This window comes from Streptomyces purpureus (assembly GCF_014648195.1).
Lineage (GTDB): Bacteria > Actinomycetota > Actinomycetes > Streptomycetales > Streptomycetaceae > Streptomyces > Streptomyces purpureus.
The window spans coordinates 30,532-30,905 of sequence record NZ_BMQQ01000003.1 but is presented as its reverse complement, the minus strand read 5'-3'; the positions used below and the strand labels follow the sequence as shown (position 1 = coordinate 30,905).

General features: G+C 78.1%; 1 pseudogene. It reads left to right on the top strand.

The features are described 5' to 3' along the window. Positions 1-144: 144 nt before the first annotated feature. Positions 145-374 (top strand): annotated as a pseudogene (locus IEZ01_RS34695) (endonuclease/exonuclease/phosphatase family protein); the annotation flags it as partial.

Below are 374 nucleotides of genomic sequence, written 5' to 3'. Positions count from 1 at the left end.
GCACCGCCCGCAGCAACCGCACCCTCTCCGGCGCCACCACCGCCGACATCGCCCAAGCCCTGCGCCACTAGCCCCCCGCCCCCCACCCCCACCCCCACCGCCGAACGCCTCACAGCGGCCGCCCCGCCACTACCGTTGCAGCACGTGACCCGGCCCCAGAACACCCCGCACCACACCGCGCACCACACCGCGCACGCCGCCGCCGTGCTGCTGCTCCTGCCGCCCGCCGTCGTCGTCGCCTGCCGCCTCACCGGTACCGACGCCGTCACCCCCGTACCGCAGCTGCTCGCGTTCCTGCCGTGGCTCACCCTCCCCGCCGCACTCGCCACCGTCCTCGCCCTCGCCGCCCGGCACCGCCCCACCGCGGCCGCCGC